Genomic DNA, 15627 nt, shown 5'->3' with positions numbered 1-15627 from the left:
GCTTTACCGCCGGCCCCCCGGTCATTAGGTCAGGGGCAGCAGACGGGAGACGCCCCATGACGAAGCCGCCCCTGACCCTTCACCTCGCCGCGCCGCGCGGGTTCTGTGCCGGTGTCGACCGCGCGATCAAGATCGTGGAGATGGCGCTCGAGAAATGGGGCGCGCCGGTCTACGTGCGCCACGAGATCGTCCACAACCGCTATGTCGTCGACGGGCTGCGCGCGAAGGGGGCCGTCTTCGTGGAGGAGCTGGACGAATGCCCGCCCGCCCGCCCGGTCATCTTCAGCGCCCATGGCGTGCCGAAATCGGTGCCGCAGGCAGCCGAGGCGCGCGAGATGGTCTACGTGGACGCGACCTGCCCGCTGGTGTCGAAGGTGCATATCGAGGCGGCCCGCCACCACGAGGCCGGGTTGCAGATGGTGATGATCGGCCATGCCGGACACCCGGAGACGGTGGGCACCATGGGGCAGCTGCCCGCGGGCGAGGTCTTGCTGGTCGAGACGCCGGAGGACGTCGCCACGCTGGAGCCGCGCGACCCCGGGCGGCTGGCCTTCGTGACGCAGACGACGCTCTCGGTCGACGACACGGCGGAGGTGGTGGGCGCGCTCAAGGCGCGCTTCCCGGCGATCGTCGGGCCGCACAAGGAAGACATCTGCTACGCCACGACGAACCGTCAGGAGGCGGTGAAGGCCATGGCCCCCGACTGCGACGCGATCCTCGTGGTGGGGGCCCCCAACTCGTCGAACTCGAAACGGCTCGTGGAGGTCGGCGCGCGCGCAGGCTGTCCTTATGCGCAACTCGTGCAGCGGGCGGGCGACATCGACTGGCGGGCGCTCGACGGGATCAAATCCGTCGGGATCACCGCGGGGGCGAGCGCGCCGGAGGTGCTGATCGAGGAGGTGATCGACGCCTTCCGCGACCGCTACCAGGTGACGGTGCGCCCCGTCGTCACCGCCGAGGAGAACGTCGAGTTCAAGGTGCCCCGCGTTTTGCGGGAGCCCGCTTGAGCGGCGATGCTGCGCTGGCTCCGCCGCGTTCGGCGTGAGCCGATCCCGCCCGTGGTCTCGGGAGACCGCTTCGTGATCTATACCGACCCGCCGGAGGCTGTGGATCGCACCGACCTCGGCCTGACGTTTCGGCCCGATGGCGGCGTGGTGCTCGACGGCTGTTACTTCGGACCGCTCGCCGAGCGGATGTTCGGGGATCGCGATCATGAGTTCTGGCTGAGCGTGGCCCCGGCGGAGACGCCACGGTTCCTGGCGCTCCTGATCCGGGAGGCCTTCGAGGCGGAGGGCCGGCTGACGGTTGCCCGTGTGAACGACATCTGCGCGGCCGAGGGATTGCCGGTGTCGCGCCACAGCTATTCCTGACGGCGACGGAGCGGCGGGAAGACTATTCGGGAATAGTCTTCGCCCCGCAAAGTCTTCTTGAAGACTTTGCGGATGTCAGTCACCGAGGCACACGCGGCGTCGCCGAACCGTGATGAAGGGTGTTTGGACCGGGGTGCGGCATTCTGGCACGGTCGGGGCAAGGGGGCGTATCCCGCGCCCCGCTCTCACAGGAGGCTCCGATGCCCTATACGATCCGCGTGCCGGCCGCGATGCTCCTCGCGACCCTGATGATCCTGACCGACAGCCATTCTGCTGAGGCGACTGTCTCTGTCCCGGGCGGGCGACCCGCCGACTGGTAGGAGGCCCGCGCCGCAACGCGCCCTTGTTCCGCCGTCTCACCCGACGCAGGGTAAGACATGATTACCTTTCAATTCCTGCTGACGGCCTTCGTCGTCGTCCTCGCGCCGGGCACCGGTGTCGTCTACACGCTCGCCATGGGGCTCGGCCGGGGCCGGCGGGCCGCGCTCGCCGCGGCCTTCGGCTGCACCTTCGGGATCGTGCCGGCGCTGGTTGCCGCCATGGTTGGCCTCGCCGCCGTCCTCCATGCCTCGGCGATCCTCTTCAACCTCGTGAAGTTCGCCGGCGTCGCCTACCTGCTCTGGCTGGCCTGGGACGCGCTGCGGTCGACGGGCGCGCTCGCGGTGAAGCCGGCCGAGGCGCGGCCCGACCCGCTCTGGCGCGTGGCCTGGCGCGGAATGCTCCTCAACGTGCTGAACCCGAAGCTCTCGATCTTCTTCCTGGCGCTCCTGCCGCCGTTCTTGACCGGCGATCCGGTGCGGGCGACGGCGGAGATGGCCCTGCTCGGCGGGGTCTTCATGGCGATGACCTTCGCCGTCTTCGCGGTGTACGGCCTGTTCGCGAGCGTCTTTCGGGACTTGATCCTGTCGAGCGCCCGGGCGATGGCCTGGCTCAACCGCTCCTTCGCGGCGGTCTTTGCCGCGCTTGCGGGGCGGCTTGCGCTCGAGCGGGCGTGAGCGATTGGGTGACATTCGAGGGCCGGATCGAGCCGCTCGAATGGGGGCGGACCTATACCATACTGCGCTTGCCTGATGACGTGATGTCCGCGCTTGGCGCGGCAAAGCGGGTCGAGGGAGAGATCGGCGATCACCCGGTCAACCTTGCCCCCGCCCGCGCCCCGGTGATCGAGGGTGCCTTTCTCTGGACGGGCAAGAGCTTCCTCGAGGTGAGCGGGCTCGAACCCGGCGAGTTGGTGGAGGTGCGTCTGCGGCCGGCGGACCCCGACCACGTGGAGCTGCCCGACGATGTCGCCGCGGCCCTGCGGGCGGCGGGGCGGAGTGCCGATTGGGCGGCGCGCACGCCGGGCGCGCGGCGGGCGGACCTGCACCGGATCGCGACGGCCAAGCGCGCCGAGACGCGGGCGAAGCGGATCGCGGCCGTGATCGCGGCGATCTGAGCGCGCGATTTGCGGTTTCGCGGCGCGCGCAGGCGTGGCAATTGAGGCGTCATGTTCGACGCACGCATCCCGACCTCTGCCCTTCTGCTGGGCCTCGCGGGGCTTCTGCCCTTCGTCTGGGGTATCCTGACGATCCGCTTCGATCCGCTCGCGGCGCGGACCGTCGAGTGGATCGGGCCGCGCTTCATCGGGCCCTATGTCGGGCTCTTCTACGGCTCGGTGATCCTGTCGTTCATGTCGGGCGTGCTCTGGGGCTTCGCGACGAGGGCGAAGGGCCAGGTGGCGGCCACGGGCTACGGGTTGTCGGTGTTGCCGGCGCTCTGGGCGTTCTTCATGACAGGCGGCGGGCCGACCTCGGCGGCGGTCGCGCTGATCGCGGGGTTCGTCGGACTTCTGGGGCTCGACTGGCTCTTCTGGCAGCAGGGGCTCGCGCCGAAATGGTGGATGAAGCTGCGGTTCATCCTGACGGCGGGCGTCGTCGCCAGCCTGTGGCCGATCGCCTTCTGAGGCCGGGCTTGAGTATTTGCGGCAGGAAGATGGAGGACGCGCGTGGCTGATCTCTTCGCCTATACCGACGGGGCCTGCTCGGGGAACCCGGGGCCGGGCGGCTGGGGCGCGCTTCTCGTGGCGCGGGACGGGGAGGCCGTTCTGAAGGAGCGCGAACTCAAGGGTGGCGAAGCGGACACCACGAACAACCGGATGGAGCTTCTGGCGGCGATCCACGCGCTCGAGGCCCTGGAGCGGCCCTCGACCCTGACGGTGGTGACGGATTCGGCCTACGTGAAGGGCGGCATCACCGCCTGGATGCACGGCTGGAAGAAGAACGGCTGGAAGACCTCGACCCGCAAGCCGGTGAAGAACGAGGATCTGTGGAAGCGGCTCGACGCGGCCCGGGCGCGCCATGACGTGACCTGGGAGTGGGTGAAGGGGCACGCCGGGCACCCCGAGAACGAGCGTGCGGATGCGCTGGCGCGGGCGGGCATGGCCCCGTTCAAGCCGGCGCGCGGCTGAGGCCGGAGCCATGACGCTGACGCTCGCGCTGGACCTCGCGTCGGTGCTCGTCTTCGCGGTGACGGGCGCGCTCGTGGCGGCGCGGGCGCAGCTCGATCCGGTGGGCTTCGTCTTCATCGCCTGCCTGACCGCCGTCGGCGGGGGCACGGTGCGCGACCTGCTCCTCGGGCGCGACCCGGTGTTCTGGATCGCGGATCCGACGCCGCTCATGGTGGCCGGCGTGGCGGCGATGGGCATCTTCTTCACCCATCATCTGCTGGCATCGCGGCTCCGCTGGATCATCTGGCTCGACGCGGTCGCGCTCTCGATCGCGGTGGCGGCCGGGGTCGCGGTGGCGCATGGGCTCGGGCAGCCGATCTGGGTGCAGGTGGTGATGGGGGTTGCGACGGGCTGCATGGGCGGGCTCCTGCGCGACGTCGTGTGCAACGAGGTACCGCTCGTCCTGACGACGGGGGAGCTCTACGTGACGGCGGCACTGGCCGGCGGGACGGCTGCGGTCGCGGTGCGCGAGATGGGGGCCGCGGGCCTCTCGCCGCTCCTTGCCTGTGTGGCGGTCACGTTCCTCTTGCGGGCGGGGTCGATCCGCTACGGCTGGGCCCTGCCGTCCTTCCGGCCGCGCCCGCCGCGGCGCTGACGTCTACTCGGCGGCGGCGGCGACCGGCGGATTGGTCGTCTCGCGGGCTTCCCGCGGGGGGCGTCCGATGACGTCGCGCAGTTCGTCGAGCTCGATGAAGTTGTCGGCCTGACGGCGCAGGTCGTCGGCGATCATCGGCGGCTGGCTGCGGATCGTGGAACAGACCGAGACGCGGACGCCCTTGCGCTGGAGCGCGGCCACGAGGGGCCGGAAGTCACCGTCGCCCGAAAAGAGGACGATGTGGTCTACGTGTTCGGCGGTTTCCAGCGCATCGACCGTCAGTTCGATGTCCATGTTGCCCTTGACCTTGCGGCGGCCCTGGCTGTCGGTGAATTCCTTGGCCGGCTTCGTGACCATGGTGAAGCCGTTGTACTGCAGCCAGTCCACGAGCGGGCGGATCGGCGAATATTCTTCGTTTTCGAGGAGCGCTGTGTAATAGAACGCACGCAGCATCTTTCCGCGACGGACGAACTCGCCGCGCAAAAGTTTGTAATCGATGTCAAATGAAAGCGCTTTGGCTGCGGCGTACAGGTTTGAACCGTCGATGAAGAGCGCGAGGCGCTCGTCTTTGTAAAACATGTCGATTTCCTCTTCAGGAGGGATAGTGAGGCACGGATGCGAGTGAGTGAGTTGTCCGCACGCTTCCCCCCTGTGCGGGCAAGATATAGGTCTCGTCGCATCGCGCAACAATGCTGTAATCAACATGACACTAGCCATCGTCGCGCTCGGAGCCAATTCCGGGATGAATTTTGCCGCGAATGCGCGGCAGATCGCTCGTGCGGCCCGCGCGCTTCCCGGGCGCGTCCGGATTATGTCAAAAATCTATCGCACACCGGCCTGGCCCCCCGGGGCGGGACCGGATTTTGCGAATGCGGTCATGGTCTTGGAAACCGGACTTGCACCGCGGCCCCTGCTCGGTGCGCTGCACGGGATTGAGGCGGCCCGGGGGCGGCGGCGGCGGCGGCGGTGGGAGGCGCGGGTGCTCGACCTCGACCTTCTGGCCCACGGCGGCACGATCGCGCCCGATGCCGTAACGTTGCGGAATTGGATCGCGCTCGACCCCGCGACGCAGGCGCAGAGGGCCCCGACGGACCTGATTCTGCCGCATCCGCGGTTGCAGGACAGGGGATTCGTACTGCTTCCCCTCGCCGAGATCCTGCCCGGCTGGCGCCATCCGCTGACCGGGCGCAGCGCGGCGGCGATGGCGGCCGCGCTCCCGGCGCGCGCGCGGGTCCGGATCCGGCCGGTGGGGCGAGTTTCCGGGGTTGTCAACAGGTCGGGCGGGGCATAGATAGCGACCTCCATCCCAAGGCAGAGGTGCATCCATGGCCCGCGTTACCGTAGAAGACTGCGTCGACAAGGTTCCGAACCGGTTCGAGCTCGTCATGCTCGCCGCGCACCGTGCCCGGGAGATCGCCACCGGCAGCCCGCTGACAGTCGACCGCGACAACGACAAGAACCCCGTCGTGGCCCTGCGCGAGATCGCCGACGAGACGCAGAGCGCCGAGGAGCTGAACGAGCGCCTGATCGAATCGAACCAGACCCAGATCGAGGTGGACGAGCCCGAAGAGGACTCCATGGCCCTTCTTATGGGCGTCGAGAAGGATGCGCCGGCGCAGGACGACATGTCCGAGGAGAAGCTGCTGCGCGCGCTGATGGAGGCGCAGGGCCAGCCCTGAGCCCGGTCGGGCCCAACGCCCGCGAAGGAGAGGTGCGCGCCGAGATGATCGGGGTCCCGTGCTAGACGTCGAAGACCTGATCGCGCTGGTGCGCGCCTACAACCCCCGGACGGACGCCGACCTGATCCGCCGCGCCTATGCCTATGGCGCGGAGATGCATGCCGATCAGACGCGCCGCTCGGGCGAGCCCTATTTCACCCATCCCGTCGAAGTCGCGAGCCTGCTGACCGAGCAGCGGCTCGACGACGCGACGATCGTGACCGCGCTCCTGCACGATACGATCGAGGACACGCGCTCGACCTATGCCGGCGTGGAGGAGGGCTTCGGCACCGAGATCGCCGAGATGGTCGACGGGGTCACCAAGCTGACCAACCTCGAGCTGAGTTCGACCGAGACGAAGCAGGCCGAGAACTTCCGCAAGCTCTTCGTGGCGATGTCGAAGGATCTGCGCGTGATCCTCGTCAAGCTGACGGACCGGCTGCACAACATGCGCACGATCCGGCACATGGCCGCGCACAAGCAGGCGCAGAAGGCCCATGAGACGATGGAGATCTATGCGCCGCTGGCCGGGCGTATGGGGATGCAGTGGATGCGCGAGGAGCTGGAGGATCTCTGCTTCGCGGTCATCAACCCCGAGGCGCGCAACTCGATCCTGCGGCGGTTCGTGACTTTGCAGCGCGAGGCGGGCGACGTGATCCGCCGGATCACCGACGACATCGAGAGCGAGCTGGAGCGCGCGGAGATCGAGGCGACGGTGATGGGGCGCGCCAAGCGTCCCTTCAGCATCTGGCGCAAGATGGAGGAGAAGGAGATCGGCTTCTCGCGGCTCTCCGACATCTACGGCTTCCGCATCATCACGCACTCGGAGGAGGATTGCTACCGCGCGCTCGGCGTCATCCACCAGCGCTGGAAGTCGGTGCCGGGGCGCTTCAAGGATTACATCAGCCAGCCGAAGTCGAACGGCTACCGCTCGATCCACACGACCGTGTCGGGGCGCGACGGCAAGAAGGTGGAGGTGCAGATCCGCACGCGGGAGATGCACGAGGTCGCCGAGCGCGGCGTGGCGGCGCATTGGTCCTACCGCGACGGGGTGCGCGCCGAGAACCGCTTTGCCGTCGATCCGGCGGAATGGCTGCGCTCGGTGACGGAGCGCTTCGACGACGCGAGCGACAACGCCGAGTTCCTCGAGGCAGTGAAGCTCGAGATGTATACCGACCAGGTGTTCTGCTTCACGCCGAAGGGGGACGTCATCAAGCTGCCGAAGGGGGCGACGCCGATCGACTTCGCCTATGCGATCCACACGCGGATCGGGCACCGGACTGTCGCGGCCAAGGTCGACGGGATGCGCGTACCGCTCTGGACACGGCTCCGGAACGGCCAGTCGGTCGAGGTGGTGACGGCCGAGGCGCAATCACCGCAGGCCACCTGGATCGACATCGCGACGACGGGGCGCGCCAAGTCGGCGATCCGGCGCGCGCTCAAGGCGGAGCGGCGGGTCGGCCATGTGCGCCTCGGGCGGGAGCTGGCGCGCGCGGCCTTCGCGCAGGTCGGCAAGCGCGCGACCGAGAAGGCGCTCGGGACGGCCGCCGCGGCGCTGGGCCACGACGACGAGGAGGATCTGCTCGCCGCCATCGGGGCGTCGGAGATCAGCGCGCGCACGGTGGTGGCGGAGCTCTTCCCGGAGCTGGCCAAGGCCCCGCCCGCGCCGGACGTCGATGCGGGCAAGGCCATCGTCGGGCTCGACCCCGCGGCGCACTACGATCGCGCGCCCTGCTGCCAGCCGGTGCCGGGCGAGCGGATCGTGGGCATCACCAACAAGGGACATGGCGTCACGATCCACGCGATCGATTGTCCGCGCATGGCCGAGTTCGAGGATCAGACCGACCGCTGGGTTGACCTGCACTGGTCGCCCGGGCATCACGCGGCGCGCAACGCCGTGACGCTCGACATGACGATCTCGAATGCGCCGGGGGTGCTGGGCCGCGTCTGCCTGCTGATCGCGGAGCAGAACGCCAATATCTCCGACCTGCGTTTCGTCGACCGCAAGCCGGATTTCTTCCGCCTGCTCATTGACGTCGATGTGCGCGACCACGAACATCTGCACAGCCTGATGCTGGCGGCGGATACCGACAGCGACGTGGCGCAGGTCCGCCGTCACCGGGCGCGACTGACCCATCGGACGCCCCCCGGCGCGACCCCGACGACCGTAACCCGCGCCTGAGGAGACCTGGGTGTTCAAGCGCCGCGACCGATTGCCGATCTGGCAGGCAGTTTGGCAGGCCCTCTGGCCGCGTGGCGGCTGGAAGCGGGCGGCGCTCTACGTCAAGCACCGGCTGCGCCGCCTGCCGGATACGCCGCGCAAGATCAGCCGGGGCATCATGGTCGGTGTCTTCACCACCTTCACGCCGCTCTACGGGCTGCATTTCTTCCTGGCCGCGGGCCTAGCGGTCGTCGTGCGCGGCAACGTGATGGCGGCGCTTCTGGGCACGTTCTTCGGTAATCCGCTGACCTATGTGCCGATTGCCGTCGTCTCGCTGAACCTCGGGCATTTCATGCTCGGCACGGAGCTGCGGGGCGAGGTCGACGAGAACATCTTCGGCAAGTTCTTCGGTGCCGGGCACGATCTCTTCTGGAACAGCTGGTATGCCCTCGTCGGGGAACCGGTGGACTGGACGGCGACGGCGATCTTCTGGAACGATGTGTTCTGGCCCTGGACGGTCGGCGGGCTCATTCCGGGCATCTTCACCGGGATCGCGGCCTATACGATCTGCCTGCCGCTCATCGAGGCCTATCAGCGCCGCCGTCGCGGGCGGATCAAGCGCAAGCTCGAAGAGATCCGGGCACGGGCCGCGGCCCGCGCGGCGGAGAAGAAGGCGAAGGGAGAGACGAATGGATAGGCAGCGCCTCGGGGTGAACATCGACCACGTCGCCACGATCCGCAACGCGCGGGGCGGCGACACCCCCGACCCGGTGCGCGCCGCGCTGATGGCGCAGGCGGCCGGGGCGGACGGGATCACCGCGCATCTGCGCGAGGATCGCCGCCACATTCGCGATGCCGACATGGCCGCGATCGCCGATGCGATCGACATCCCGCTCAACTTCGAGATGGCCGCGACCGAGGAGATGGCGCGCATCGCCACCGCGACGAAGCCCCATGCCGTCTGCCTCGTGCCCGAGCGGCGCGAAGAGCGGACGACCGAGGGCGGGCTCGACGTGGCGGCGGATGCGAACCGGCTGACGGGCTATGTCGCGCCGCTGGCCGACATGGGCGCGCGCGTCTCGCTCTTCATCGCGTCCGATCCGCGTCAGATCGAGGCGGCGTCACGTGTGGGGGCGGCGGTGGTGGAGCTGCACACCGGCACCTATTGCGACGCGGTGGCCGAGGGCCGCACCGACGACGCGGAGGCGGAACTCGAGCGGCTGATCGCAGGGGCGGCGCAGGCGCATGACCTCGGCCTCGAGGTCCACGCGGGCCACGGCATCACCTACGACAGCGTCACGCCGCTGGCCGCGATTCCGCAGGTCGTCGAACTCAACATCGGGCATTTCATCATCGGGGAGGCTGTTTTCCGGGGGCTGCCGGATGCGCTCGCCGAGATGCGGCGGCTGATGGACACGGCACGGGTGCAGATGTGAGGCGCGCGCTGGCGCTCGTTGCGATGCTGTTCCCGACCGGGGCGGCCGCGCAGGTGGTGGGCGACTGCGACGGTTGGGTGGCCAGCGCCCGCAACGTCGACTGGACGGAGCCGACGCGAACCTTCGCCGAAGGCGCGGTCCGGCTCGTGCAGCTCGACACGGAGGAACCTGCGGCGGCGGCGTTTCACGTGATGGTGACCTACCCGGACCCCGAGGAGATGTTCCTCGACTGCCGCCTGATCTCGGCCGGCGAGGGGGTCGGGTTCCCTTCGCTGTCGGTCGAGAAGGCCTTTGCGACCTACGATCCGGCGCGGGGCCTGACGCTGGAGGTGCCGGGGCTGACGATCGACGGCGATGCGCTTCTGGTGACTTTCACGGTCAACCGCGCGACCGGCGAGGTGACGGTGCCATGATCGCGATCCTCGCCGCCTTCGCGCTCGTGACCGTGGCTCCGGGGCCCGCGAACCTGGCCGTGGGGCTCTTGGCGATGGCGCATGGGCTTCGGCCCGCGCTGCGCATGGCGTTCGGCCTTGCCCTCGGGCTCGCCGCCTGGGGCGGCGTGGCGGCGCTCGGGCTGGGAGCGGTGCTGGCGCAATCGGAGACGGCGCTCATCGTGCTGCGGCTCTTCGGTGGCGGCTATCTTCTCTGGCTCGCCTGGCGCACGGCGCGCGGGGCGCTGGCCCCGGCGGGCGGCCCGGCGACGGCCCCGCCGCCGGCGCATCCCTTCCGAACCGGGCTGTTGCTGAACCTGTCGAACCCGAAGGCCGTCTTCGCCTGGCTCGCCGCGCTTTCCGTCGGGCTCTCGCCCGCCGTCGGTGTCGGGACGGTTGTACTGGCCACCGGGCTCTGCGCCCTGATCGGGCTCGCGAACTACGTCGGCTGGGCGCTCCTTCTGTCGCGCGGTACGGCGCGGCGGGCCTACGCGCGCGCGGAGCGGTGGGTCGACGGCGTGGTGGCCGTCCTCTTCGCCGGCGCGGGGCTCGGCCTTCTGAGGCAGGGGCTTGCGCGATGATCCTCGGCATCGGGACGGATCTTGCCAACATCGACCGCGTGCAGGGCGTGCTCGACCGGTTCGGCGACCGCTTCCGCAACCGCGTCTTCACCGAGCGCGAGCAGCGCAAGGCGCTCTACCGGTCGAAGACCGAGGGCGGCGAGGCGTCGACCTACGCGAAACGGTGGGCCGCGAAGGAGGCCTGCTCCAAGGCGCTCGGCACGGGGCTTCGGATGGGCATCGCCTGGAAGGACATGGCGGTCACGAACCTGCCCACGGGACAGCCCGTCATGGCGGTGACGGGCTGGGCGGCCGAACGGCTCGAACGGATGACGCCCGAGGGCCACGCGGCCACGATCCACGTCAGTTTGACCGACGATCACCCCTGGGCCCAGGCCTTCGTCGTGATCGAGGCGCGGCCCCTCGCCTGAGCCCCGGTGTCGCGGTTGACTTGGACCGGGGCAGGGGGCAGGGGGAGCGAAAGACAAGCGGGACGGAACGGACATGGCAGGTACGGAAAAGAAGGAAGGTCTCTTCGAGACGTTGAAGACCGTCTTCTGGGCGCTGGTGATCGCGGGCATCTTCCGCACGCTCTTCTTCCAGCCGTTCTGGATCCCGTCGGGGTCGATGAAGGACACGCTTCTGATCGGCGACTTCCTCTTCGTCAACAAGATGGCCTACGGCTACAGCCGCCATTCCTGCCCCTTCTCGATGTGCCCCTTCTCGGGCCGCATCCTCGGCTCGGAGCCGGAGCGCGGCGACGTCATCGTCTTCCGGCATCCTGTGAACGGCTCGGACTTCATCAAGCGGCTCGTCGCGGTGCCGGGCGACACCGTGCAGATGCGCGACGGGATCCTCTGGCTCAACGGCGAGCCGCTGCGCACGGAGCCGGCGGAGGATTTCGTCGAGACGAAGGAGCCGCAGGGGCCGCAACGGCTGACCCCGCGCTGCACCAACGACCCTGTCGGCACCGGCGGCGCGTGCGTCAAGGAGCGGTTCACCGAGTATTTCCCCGGCGAGGAGACGGGTCATTCCATTCTCGACATCGGCCGCAGCGCGACCGACCAGACGCCGGTCTATACGGTGCCCGAGGGGCAGTATTTCTTCATGGGCGACAACCGCGACAATTCGCGCGACAGCCGGGTGCCGCGCTCGATCGAGGGGGTGGGATTCGTCCCCTACGAGAACCTGATCGGGCGGGCCGACCGGGTGATCTTCTCCTCCGCCGGTCGCCGCATCCTCTACTTCTGGACCTGGCGGATGGACCGCTTCTTCGAGAAGATCGTGTGAAGGTCTCGCGCGAACTCGAAGCCTTTCAGGGGCGGATCGGATACGAGTTCCGGCGGCCCGAGCTTCTGGTGCGCGCGATGACCCATTCGTCCATCGCCTCCGACAGCCGCCCCGACAACCAGCGGCTGGAGTTCCTGGGCGACCGGGTGCTCGGCCTCGTGATCGCCGAGGTGCTGATGCGCGACGACCGCGCCGCCGCCGAGGGGCAGCTCGCGCCGCGCTTCAACGCCATGGTCCGCAAGGAGACCTGCGCCGAGGTCGCGCGTTCGGTGGAGTTGGGCTCGGTCCTGAAGCTCGGCAAGTCCGAGCAGGTGACGGGCGGGCGGCGCAAGATGGCGCTCCTGGGCGACGCGATGGAGGCGCTGATCGCCGCGGTCTACGCGGACGGAGGGTTCGAGCCCGCGCGCGACATGGTCCTGCGGCTCTGGGGCGACCGGGTCGAGAACGTGGAGGCCGACGCACGCGACGCCAAGACCACGTTGCAGGAGTGGGCACAGGGGCGGAAGATGAAGCCGCCGAAATACGAGGTGCTCGACCGGTCCGGCCCCGATCACGCGCCGGTCTTCCGCGTCGTCGCACGGCTCGATGACGGCACCGAGGCAGAGGGCGAGGCCCCCTCGAAACGCAATGCGGAACAGGCGGCGGCAAAGGCGTTGCTTGAGAAGGTAAGCAATGACTGACGAAGAGACGCGCGCGGGGTTCGTCGCCCTGATCGGAGAGCCGAACGCGGGCAAGTCGACGCTGCTGAACCGCATGGTCGGGGCCAAGGTCTCGATCGTGACGCACAAGGTCCAGACGACACGGGGCCGCGTGCGGGGCATCGCCATGGCGGGCGCGAGCCAGCTCGTCTTCGTCGACACGCCGGGCCTCTTCCAACCGAAGCGGAGGCTCGACCGGGCGATGGTCGCGGCGGCCTGGACCGGGGCGGCTGATGCGGATGTCGTCGTCCTTCTGATCGAGGCGCACCGTGGGCTGACCGAAGGCGTCGAGGCCATCCTGACCGCGCTCGAGGAGCGGCGGGGCGAGGGACAGCCGGTGCTGCTCGCCATCAACAAGATCGACCGGGTCGAGGCCCCGAAGCTGCTTGCGCTGACCGAGCGGATGAACGAGCGCTACGCCTTCGATGCGACCTTCCTCATCTCGGCCGAGAAGGGGCACGGCGTCGAAGACCTGCGCGCCGATCTTGCCGCCCGGGTGCCGGCGGGTCCGTGGCTCTACCCCGAGGACCAGATCGCCGACCTGCCGCTGCGGATGATCGCGGCCGAGATCACGCGCGAGAAGCTGACCCTGCGCCTGCACCAGGAACTGCCCTACCAGCTGACGGTGGAAACCGAGGGCTGGGAGGACCGCGACGACGGCTCGGTGCGCATCGACCAGGTGATCTACGTGGTGCGCGACGGGCACAAGGGCATCGTGCTCGGCAAGAAGGGCGAGACGACGAAGGCCGTGGGCCAGGCCGCGCGCGCGGAGCTCGAGGAGTTTCTCGGCCATCGCGTGCATCTCTTCCTGCAGGTGCGGGTGCGGCCGGGATGGCTCGAGGAGGCGGAGCGTTTCGACGCGATGGGCCTCGACTTCAAGGACGGCGAGGCTTGAGCAGGCTCGCGGCGTCCTTCTGGGTGGCCGCCTACCGCAAGCGGCTGGAGATGTTCGACATTCCCTGCTTCGTCGTGCGCCATGGCGACGACACGGGCGGGGCCGTCCTCGTGAAGCTCAACACGCTTGACGGGCAGGCCACTGTCTTCCAGCGTAGTTTCGACCTGATGACCGGGGATCGTGCGTGGATCGTGTTGAGCGAAGGGGCCGAGACGGACTGCGACGCGGCGATCGCGCGGCAGGCCGTGTTCGACCCCGATCTCTGGGTGCTCGAGGTCGAGGACCGGGCGGGGCGGCACCTCCTCGATGCGGAGGGGCTCGGGTGATCGAGTGGCGCGACGAGGGGATCGTCCTGTCGGCGCGCCCCCACGGCGAGACCTCGGTGATCCTGGAGCTTTTCACGCGCGACCACGGGCGGCACCTCGGCGTCGTCCACGGCGGGACGTCGCGCAAGAAGGCTCCGATGCTGCAGCCGGGCAATCAACTCGACGCGGGCTGGCGCGCGCGGCTCGACAGCCATCTGGGCACATGGAGCGTGGAGCTGCGCCGGAGCCGGGCAGCGGGTGCGCTGGCCGATCCGCTGCGGCTCTCGGCGCTCGCCTCGACCTGCGCGCTCGCGGGCTTCGCGCTGCCGGAGCGGGAGGCGATGGGCGCGTTCCAGACCCGGACGGAGGCGCTCTGCGACGCGCTCTCCGACGGCGAGGGCTGGCTGACCGACTATGTGCACTGGGAAGTGGCGCTCCTGGAGGTGACGGGGTTTCGCCTCGACCTCTCGGCCTGCGCCGTCTCGGGCGGGGCCAACGACCTCGCCTTCGTCAGCCCGCGCACGGGACGTGCCGTCAGCCGGGCCGGCGCGGGCGACTGGGCGTCGCGCCTGCTGCCCCTGCCCGAGATGCTGATCGGGGGCGTACCGACACTCGCAGGCGCCGTGGAGGCCCTCGGGGCGACGGGGTACTTCCTGACGGAGAAGCTCGCGCCGTCGCTCGGGGCGCGGCCCCTTCCGGCGGCGCGGGGCCGGCTCCTCGCGGCGCTCAAAGCGGAGGTTTGAGCTACTCGGCGCGGAAGACCATCTCGCGGCCCTCGACGGTGGAGAGCAGGAGGACGTCGAGCGTGACCTCGACCAGCGTCATCTCCTGAAGCGCGTCAAAGTAGCGGGCCTCGGCCTCCAGATCGGGGCAGGCACGGCGCGTGGAGACGACCTGCCGGATCTCGATCCAGGGGATCGGCACCGACTGCGTCGCGGTGAAGCGGTTGCAGGGCCCATCGCCGGTAACGACGCCTTCCTCGGGGAAGGTGATCGTGGCCCGGGGCGCGAAGGGCGCGCCGTCGAGTTCGGTCAGCACCCAGGTCGTCGCCGGGTCGGCGTAACCCGAAACGGTCTCGTCAGGGCAGAGCCCGAGGGCGAAGGCGAAGGGCAGGGCGCAGAGCATGGGGTCTTGTGCCGTGTCGGGGCATCCGGGGGAAGGGGGCGCACGGCGAAGTGAGTATGCTCAAGTCACGAAAAACCCGACGCCGGCGAAACCGAGTGAAAGGATCAAGCTGGTCGCTTGTGCGATGTGACGGTCGGAGGCAGCACTCAGGAGGCTGGGGTATCGGGTCCGGATCTCTCGAAGTGCCATCATCGCGCTAAAGGTTATCCCAAGGTTGTAGAAGGCCAAAAGCCCGAGGTGCACGCAGAGACTTATATGCGTGTCGAAGGTGCTGGCCACCGTGCCGCCCAAATGCGTCCCGAGTTGCAGCGCTGCCAATACTACGGCGAAGGCCATAACGAAGGGCCAGACCGCCAGTAGGGCGGCATCTTGGAAGGAATTTGGCACGAAGAGGCGAGCCGGACATGCGAGCGCGACGCCCCAGACGAGCGGTGCGATGAGGTGCTCCCTGGAAATTGGACGCTGACGGGAGCTACGATCTGAGGTCATCTTGGTCTTCGAGAAGGAGACGGACGAGATGGCGAAGAGGAAGCGGCACGCGGCCGCGTTCAAGGCGAA

Annotated in this window: 23 protein-coding genes; 20 read left to right on the top strand and 3 right to left on the bottom strand. The window is 69.0% G+C overall.

Annotated features, from left to right (window positions below):
- Positions 1-56 precede the first annotated feature (56 nt).
- From ispH to HSX43_RS10370, 7 genes are all read left to right on the top strand, one after another.
- On the top strand, positions 57-1007 hold the full coding sequence (gene ispH, locus HSX43_RS10400; protein WP_179380069.1) for a 4-hydroxy-3-methylbut-2-enyl diphosphate reductase: 951 nt from the start codon (positions 57-59) through the stop codon (positions 1005-1007).
- Positions 1008-1013: 6 nt separating this feature from the next.
- The gene (locus HSX43_RS10395) at positions 1014-1370 is read left to right on the top strand and encodes a hypothetical protein (RefSeq protein ID WP_179380068.1); all 357 of its coding nucleotides are present in this window, start codon (positions 1014-1016) and stop codon (positions 1368-1370) included.
- A 377-nt stretch (positions 1371-1747) separates the two neighbouring features.
- Entirely contained in the window at positions 1748-2365 is a 618-nt protein-coding gene (locus tag HSX43_RS10390; protein WP_179380067.1) for a LysE family translocator, read from the top strand.
- Positions 2362-2805 carry a YdeI/OmpD-associated family protein gene (locus HSX43_RS10385; protein WP_179380066.1) on the top strand — a complete coding sequence of 148 codons (444 nt, stop codon included), beginning with the start codon at positions 2362-2364 and terminating at the stop codon, positions 2803-2805. Before HSX43_RS10390 ends, HSX43_RS10385 begins: the two co-directional genes overlap by 4 nt.
- 51 nt (positions 2806-2856) lie before the next feature.
- Positions 2857-3312, top strand: a complete 456-nt coding sequence (locus HSX43_RS10380) for a DUF3429 domain-containing protein (RefSeq protein ID WP_179380065.1) — start codon at positions 2857-2859, stop codon at positions 3310-3312.
- Between the two features lie 42 nt (positions 3313-3354).
- Complete coding sequence (gene rnhA / locus HSX43_RS10375) at positions 3355-3816, top strand: ribonuclease HI (RefSeq protein WP_179380064.1); 462 nt, start codon at positions 3355-3357, stop codon at positions 3814-3816.
- A gap of 10 nt (positions 3817-3826) precedes the next feature.
- Positions 3827-4450, top strand: a complete 624-nt coding sequence (locus HSX43_RS10370) for a trimeric intracellular cation channel family protein (RefSeq protein ID WP_179380063.1) — start codon at positions 3827-3829, stop codon at positions 4448-4450.
- A 3-nt stretch (positions 4451-4453) separates the two neighbouring features.
- On the opposite strand, the gene HSX43_RS10365 is transcribed toward HSX43_RS10370, so the two are convergent.
- Positions 4454-5029, bottom strand: a complete 576-nt coding sequence (locus HSX43_RS10365) for a LabA-like NYN domain-containing protein (protein ID WP_179380263.1) — start codon at positions 5027-5029, stop codon at positions 4454-4456.
- A 124-nt stretch (positions 5030-5153) separates the two neighbouring features.
- Here HSX43_RS10365 and folK point away from each other — a divergent pair, with 124 nt between their 5' ends.
- The 13 genes from folK (at position 5154) to recO (ending at position 14687) form a co-directional block, all read left to right on the top strand.
- Positions 5154-5741, top strand: coding sequence for a 2-amino-4-hydroxy-6-hydroxymethyldihydropteridine diphosphokinase (gene folK / locus HSX43_RS10360; protein ID WP_179380062.1), 588 nt, complete (start codon positions 5154-5156; stop codon positions 5739-5741).
- Between the two features lie 34 nt (positions 5742-5775).
- Positions 5776-6129: a DNA-directed RNA polymerase subunit omega gene (gene rpoZ / locus HSX43_RS10355; protein WP_179380061.1), complete on the top strand. Its 354-nt coding sequence runs from the start codon at positions 5776-5778 to the stop codon at positions 6127-6129.
- A 58-nt stretch (positions 6130-6187) separates the two neighbouring features.
- Positions 6188-8350: a RelA/SpoT family protein gene (locus HSX43_RS10350; RefSeq protein WP_179380060.1), complete on the top strand. Its 2163-nt coding sequence runs from the start codon at positions 6188-6190 to the stop codon at positions 8348-8350.
- A gap of 10 nt (positions 8351-8360) precedes the next feature.
- Complete coding sequence (locus tag HSX43_RS10345) at positions 8361-9026, top strand: DUF2062 domain-containing protein (protein WP_179380059.1); 666 nt, start codon at positions 8361-8363, stop codon at positions 9024-9026.
- Entirely contained in the window at positions 9019-9765 is a 747-nt protein-coding gene (locus HSX43_RS10340) for a pyridoxine 5'-phosphate synthase (RefSeq protein ID WP_179380058.1), read from the top strand. The genes HSX43_RS10345 and HSX43_RS10340 overlap by 8 nt, the downstream gene beginning before the upstream one ends.
- Positions 9762-10178, top strand: coding sequence for a hypothetical protein (locus HSX43_RS10335; protein WP_328795272.1), 417 nt, complete (start codon positions 9762-9764; stop codon positions 10176-10178). The genes HSX43_RS10340 and HSX43_RS10335 overlap by 4 nt, the downstream gene beginning before the upstream one ends.
- On the top strand, positions 10175-10777 hold the full coding sequence (locus HSX43_RS10330) for a LysE family translocator (protein ID WP_179380057.1): 603 nt from the start codon (positions 10175-10177) through the stop codon (positions 10775-10777). The genes HSX43_RS10335 and HSX43_RS10330 overlap by 4 nt, the downstream gene beginning before the upstream one ends.
- A complete protein-coding gene (gene acpS / locus HSX43_RS10325; protein ID WP_179380056.1) occupies positions 10774-11187 on the top strand; it encodes a holo-ACP synthase in 414 nt (137 codons plus the stop codon). The genes HSX43_RS10330 and acpS overlap by 4 nt, the downstream gene beginning before the upstream one ends.
- 73 nt (positions 11188-11260) lie before the next feature.
- On the top strand, positions 11261-12046 hold the full coding sequence (gene lepB, locus HSX43_RS10320; RefSeq protein ID WP_179380055.1) for a signal peptidase I: 786 nt from the start codon (positions 11261-11263) through the stop codon (positions 12044-12046).
- The gene (gene rnc / locus HSX43_RS10315) at positions 12043-12726 is read left to right on the top strand and encodes a ribonuclease III (RefSeq protein WP_179380054.1); all 684 of its coding nucleotides are present in this window, start codon (positions 12043-12045) and stop codon (positions 12724-12726) included. Before lepB ends, rnc begins: the two co-directional genes overlap by 4 nt.
- A complete protein-coding gene (era, locus tag HSX43_RS10310) occupies positions 12719-13639 on the top strand; it encodes a GTPase Era (RefSeq protein ID WP_179380053.1) in 921 nt (306 codons plus the stop codon). Before rnc ends, era begins: the two co-directional genes overlap by 8 nt.
- The gene (locus HSX43_RS10305) at positions 13636-13965 is read left to right on the top strand and encodes a DUF1491 family protein (RefSeq protein WP_179380052.1); all 330 of its coding nucleotides are present in this window, start codon (positions 13636-13638) and stop codon (positions 13963-13965) included. Before era ends, HSX43_RS10305 begins: the two co-directional genes overlap by 4 nt.
- Positions 13965-14687, top strand: a complete 723-nt coding sequence (gene recO / locus HSX43_RS10300) for a DNA repair protein RecO (RefSeq protein ID WP_179380261.1) — start codon at positions 13965-13967, stop codon at positions 14685-14687. Before HSX43_RS10305 ends, recO begins: the two co-directional genes overlap by 1 nt.
- Position 14688: 1 nt before the next feature.
- On the opposite strand, the gene HSX43_RS10295 is transcribed toward recO, so the two are convergent.
- Positions 14689-15069: an META domain-containing protein gene (locus HSX43_RS10295; RefSeq protein ID WP_179380051.1), complete on the bottom strand. Its 381-nt coding sequence runs from the start codon at positions 15067-15069 to the stop codon at positions 14689-14691.
- A 60-nt stretch (positions 15070-15129) separates the two neighbouring features.
- Positions 15130-15627 (bottom strand): hypothetical protein (locus HSX43_RS10290; RefSeq protein ID WP_179380050.1); only part of this gene is annotated, 498 nt, incomplete at its 5' end.

It is taken from the genome of Jannaschia marina, assembly GCF_013404595.1.
GTDB classification, from domain to species: domain Bacteria; phylum Pseudomonadota; class Alphaproteobacteria; order Rhodobacterales; family Rhodobacteraceae; genus Jannaschia; species Jannaschia marina.
The sequence above is the reverse complement of the archived record's forward strand: the minus strand, read 5'-3'. Positions and strand labels throughout refer to the sequence as shown.

What these genes read in the sequence shown, in the direction of transcription:
- folK (WP_179380062.1), top strand. Translation starts at nt 5,154, where the DNA reads ATGACACTAGCCATCGTCGCGCTCGGAGCCAATTCCGGGATGAATTTT.
- HSX43_RS10340 (WP_179380058.1), top strand. Translation starts at nt 9,019, where the DNA reads ATGGATAGGCAGCGCCTCGGGGTGAACATCGACCACGTCGCCACGATC.
- rpoZ (WP_179380061.1), top strand. Translation starts at nt 5,776, where the DNA reads ATGGCCCGCGTTACCGTAGAAGACTGCGTCGACAAGGTTCCGAACCGG.
- HSX43_RS10365 (WP_179380263.1), bottom strand. Translation starts at nt 5,029, where the DNA reads ATGTTTTACAAAGACGAGCGCCTCGCGCTCTTCATCGACGGTTCAAAC.
- HSX43_RS10370 (WP_179380063.1), top strand. Translation starts at nt 3,827, where the DNA reads ATGACGCTGACGCTCGCGCTGGACCTCGCGTCGGTGCTCGTCTTCGCG.
- lepB (WP_179380055.1), top strand. Translation starts at nt 11,261, where the DNA reads ATGGCAGGTACGGAAAAGAAGGAAGGTCTCTTCGAGACGTTGAAGACC.
- HSX43_RS10395 (WP_179380068.1), top strand. Translation starts at nt 1,014, where the DNA reads ATGCTGCGCTGGCTCCGCCGCGTTCGGCGTGAGCCGATCCCGCCCGTG.
- ispH (WP_179380069.1), top strand. Translation starts at nt 57, where the DNA reads ATGACGAAGCCGCCCCTGACCCTTCACCTCGCCGCGCCGCGCGGGTTC.
- acpS (WP_179380056.1), top strand. Translation starts at nt 10,774, where the DNA reads ATGATCCTCGGCATCGGGACGGATCTTGCCAACATCGACCGCGTGCAG.
- HSX43_RS10295 (WP_179380051.1), bottom strand. Translation starts at nt 15,069, where the DNA reads ATGCTCTGCGCCCTGCCCTTCGCCTTCGCCCTCGGGCTCTGCCCTGAC.
- HSX43_RS10380 (WP_179380065.1), top strand. Translation starts at nt 2,857, where the DNA reads ATGTTCGACGCACGCATCCCGACCTCTGCCCTTCTGCTGGGCCTCGCG.
- era (WP_179380053.1), top strand. Translation starts at nt 12,719, where the DNA reads ATGACTGACGAAGAGACGCGCGCGGGGTTCGTCGCCCTGATCGGAGAG.
- HSX43_RS10330 (WP_179380057.1), top strand. Translation starts at nt 10,175, where the DNA reads ATGATCGCGATCCTCGCCGCCTTCGCGCTCGTGACCGTGGCTCCGGGG.
- HSX43_RS10390 (WP_179380067.1), top strand. Translation starts at nt 1,748, where the DNA reads ATGATTACCTTTCAATTCCTGCTGACGGCCTTCGTCGTCGTCCTCGCG.